This window comes from Serratia sp. SA088, from assembly GCF_049065515.1.
GTDB lineage: Bacteria > Pseudomonadota > Gammaproteobacteria > Enterobacterales > Enterobacteriaceae > Serratia > Serratia nematodiphila.
Genome location: NZ_JBAKGW010000023.1, coordinates 1 through 3,354, shown reverse-complemented (window position 1 = coordinate 3,354; position 3,354 = coordinate 1). Strand labels below are relative to the sequence as shown.

At 59.5% G+C, this 3,354-nt stretch carries 4 protein-coding genes; all 4 read left to right on the top strand.

The features are described from left to right. The first annotated feature begins 31 nt into the window (after positions 1–31). Positions 32–1,096: a dTDP-glucose 4,6-dehydratase gene (gene rffG / locus ACOWVD_RS25390; protein WP_049240169.1), complete on the top strand. Its 1,065-nt coding sequence runs from the start codon at positions 32–34 to the stop codon at positions 1,094–1,096. 19 nt (positions 1,097–1,115) lie between these two features. Beyond that, positions 1,116–1,985, top strand: a complete 870-nt coding sequence (rfbA, locus tag ACOWVD_RS25385) for a glucose-1-phosphate thymidylyltransferase RfbA (RefSeq protein ID WP_049240168.1) — start codon at positions 1,116–1,118, stop codon at positions 1,983–1,985. 2 nt (positions 1,986–1,987) lie between these two features. Beyond that, positions 1,988–2,524 carry a dTDP-4-dehydrorhamnose 3,5-epimerase gene (gene rfbC / locus ACOWVD_RS25380; RefSeq protein WP_049240167.1) on the top strand — a complete coding sequence of 179 codons (537 nt, stop codon included), beginning with the start codon at positions 1,988–1,990 and terminating at the stop codon, positions 2,522–2,524. After that, positions 2,521–3,354: dTDP-4-dehydrorhamnose reductase (gene rfbD, locus ACOWVD_RS25375; protein WP_049242087.1), on the top strand; the 834-nt coding region annotated here is incomplete at its 3' end. The genes rfbC and rfbD, both read left to right, overlap by 4 nt.

Sequence of the window (3,354 nt, the reverse complement as noted above, 5' to 3'; positions counted from 1 at the left end):
CACGAAGCTAGGCGTTGTTTTAGAGGATTTTATGAAAATTATCGTTACCGGTGGTGCAGGCTTCATTGGGTCGGCGGTTGCCCGGCATATCATTAATGATACCAATGACCACATTCTGGTGCTGGATAGCCTGACCTACGCAGGTAATCTGGAGTCGTTGGCGACGATCGCCGACAGCGACCGCTACGCGTTTGAGCAGGTGGACATYTGCGACCGCGCGGCGTTGGATCGCGTGTTCGCCACCTTCAGGCCGGACGCCGTGATGCACCTGGCGGCGGAGAGCCACGTCGACCGTTCCATTGACGGCCCTGCGGCCTTTATCGAGACCAACATCGTCGGCACCTATACGTTGCTGGAAGCGGCGCGCCAATATTGGCTGACCCTGGACGAAGCGCCAAAACAGGCGTTCCGWTTCCACCATATTTCCACCGATGAAGTGTACGGCGATCTGCACGGCACCGACGATCTGTTCACCGAAACGACCCCTTACGCGCCAAGCAGCCCGTATTCCGCCTCCAAGGCCTCCAGCGATCACCTGGTGCGCGCCTGGCTGCGCACCTATGGTTTCCCGACCATAGTGACCAACTGTTCCAATAACTACGGCCCTTATCACTTCCCGGAGAAGCTGATCCCGCTGACCATACTGAACGCGCTGGACGGCAAGGCGTTGCCGGTATACGGCAACGGCGCGCAGGTGCGCGACTGGCTGTATGTCGAAGATCACGCCCGCGCGCTGTACAAAGTGGTGACCGAAGGCAAAGTGGGGGAGACCTACAATATCGGCGGCCACAACGAACGCAAGAACATCGACGTGGTGCAGACCATTTGCCGCCTGCTGGACGAGCTGGTGCCGAACAAGCCGGGCAACCTGAGCCGGTAYGAAGAGCTGATCACGTTCGTGACCGATCGCCCGGGCCATGATATGCGCTATGCGATCGACGCCTCAAAAATTGACGCGGAGCTGGGCTGGAAGCCGCAAGAAACGTTCGAGAGCGGCATTCGTAAAACCGTCGAATGGTACCTGGCCAACGAAGCCTGGTGGAGTCGCGTGAAGGACGGCTCCTATGCCGGCGAACGCCTGGGTCTGACACGTTAATTACTTCGAAGGGACAAAAATGAAAGGTATTGTTTTAGCTGGCGGTTCAGGTACGCGCCTGTATCCGATCACCCGCGGTGTGTCCAAGCAACTGTTGCCGATTTACGATAAACCGATGGTGTAYTACCCGCTGTCGGTGCTGATGCTGGCCGGCATCCGCGAGATTCTGATCATCACGACCCCGGAAGATATGCCGGCGTTCCAGCGCCTGCTGGGGGACGGCAGCCGTTTCGGCGTGTCGTTGAGCTACGCGGTACAGCCGAGCCCGGACGGCCTGGCGCAGGCGTTCATTATCGGCGAAGAGTTTATCAACGGCGACAGCTGCGCGCTGGTGCTGGGGGACAATATCTATTTCGGCCAGAGCTTTGGCAAAAAGCTGGAGTCCGTGGTGGAGCGTAATCAGGGCGCGACGGTCTTCGGTTATCAGGTCATGGACCCGGAGCGTTTCGGGGTGGTGGAATTTGACGACAACTTCCGCGCGCTGTCGCTGGAAGAGAAGCCGGCGACGCCGAAATCGAACTGGGCGGTGACCGGTCTGTACTTCTACGACCGCGACGTGGTCGAGATGGCGAAACAGGTGAAACCGTCGGCGCGCGGCGAGCTGGAGATCACCACGCTGAACCAGATGTATCTGGACAAGGGCGCGCTCAACGTTGAACTGCTGGGGCGTGGCTTCGCCTGGCTGGATACCGGCACGCACGACAGCCTGATTGAAGCGTCGCAGTTTATCCATACCATCGAAAAGCGTCAGGGATTCAAGGTGGCCTGCCTGGAGGAAATCGCCTACCGCAAGGGATGGCTGAGCCGTGAGCAGGTGGCGGAAGAGGCCCGGCTGCTCGGCAAGACGCTGTATGGCCAGTATCTGTCTCAGCTGATTGTGGAGAAATAATCATGCAGGTCACGGATACCAAAATTGCGGGCGTGAAGATTATTCAGCCGAAGGTGTTTGGCGATGCCCGCGGTTTCTTCCTGGAGACGTTTGAAAAAAAGCGTTACCAGGACATGCTGGGCATTGATTTGGACTTCGTTCAGGACAACCACTCGCGTTCATCGCGCGGCGTGCTGCGCGGTTTGCACTTCCAGAAGGTTAATCCGCAGGGCAAGCTGGTGCGGGTGGTGCGCGGCGAAGTTTTCGATGTCGCCGTCGACATTCGGCCGGAGTCGCCGACCTACGGCGCCTGGGAAGGGGTGATCCTGTCGGAAGAAAACAAAACGCAGTTCTGGGTGCCGCCGGGCCTGGCCCATGGCTTTGTGGTGCTGTCGGACGTCGCCGATTTTGAATACAAGTGCACGGATTATTACAACCCGGCGCACGAAGGGTGCTTGYTGTGGAACGATCCGCAGGTCGGCATCGAGTGGCCGGTCACCCAGCCGCTGCTGTCGGAGAARGACAAGGTGGGCAAACTGCTCGGGGAACTGGCGCAATGAAAATACTGTTGACCGGCTCGAAAGGGCAACTGGGCAGCTGTTTCCGCGATCGGCTGCCGGCCGGGTGGGAGGTGCTGGCGACGGACAGCGACAGCCTGGATATAACCGATCTGGCCAGGGTGAAGCAGGTGGTGGCGGATTACCGGCCGGATGCTATCGTGAACGCGGCGGCGTATACGGCGGTGGACAAGGCGGAAAGCGACAGCGAACTGGCGGCGCGGATCAACGAGCAGGGYCCSAAAAACCTGGCGCAGGCGGCGGCGGAGAGCGGTTGCCGGTTGATCCACGTCTCAACCGACTATGTTTTCGACGGACAGGCGCAGGCGCCGTACCGCGAGGCGGATGTGACCAACCCGCTGGGCGTTTACGGCAGGACCAAGCTTGACGGGGAAATTGCGGTGGCCGGCGCGCATCCTGAGGCGATCGTCATCCGCACGGCATGGGTCTTCAGCGAATACGGCAATAACTTCGTCAAGACGATGTTGCGGCTGGCGAAAGAGCGCGATGTGCTGGGGATAGTCAGCGATCAGCGCGGTTGCCCGACGTACGCGGGCGATATCGCGCAGGCGATAATCGGGTTGCTGCAGTGCCGGGCAGARGGCGGGGTTTACCATTACTGCGGCGACAGGGAAGTGAGCTGGAGCGAATTTGCCGAAGCGATTTTCAGCGAGGGGATGGCGCAGGGCGTGCTGGAGAAATCACCGCGGGTAAACGGCATCACGACCGAACAGTACCCGACGCCGGCTAAACGGCCCGCCTACTCGAGCCTGAACTGCGGGAAAATCGAAAGCTTAGGTATCTCACGTTCAGACTGGATGAATGCATTGAAA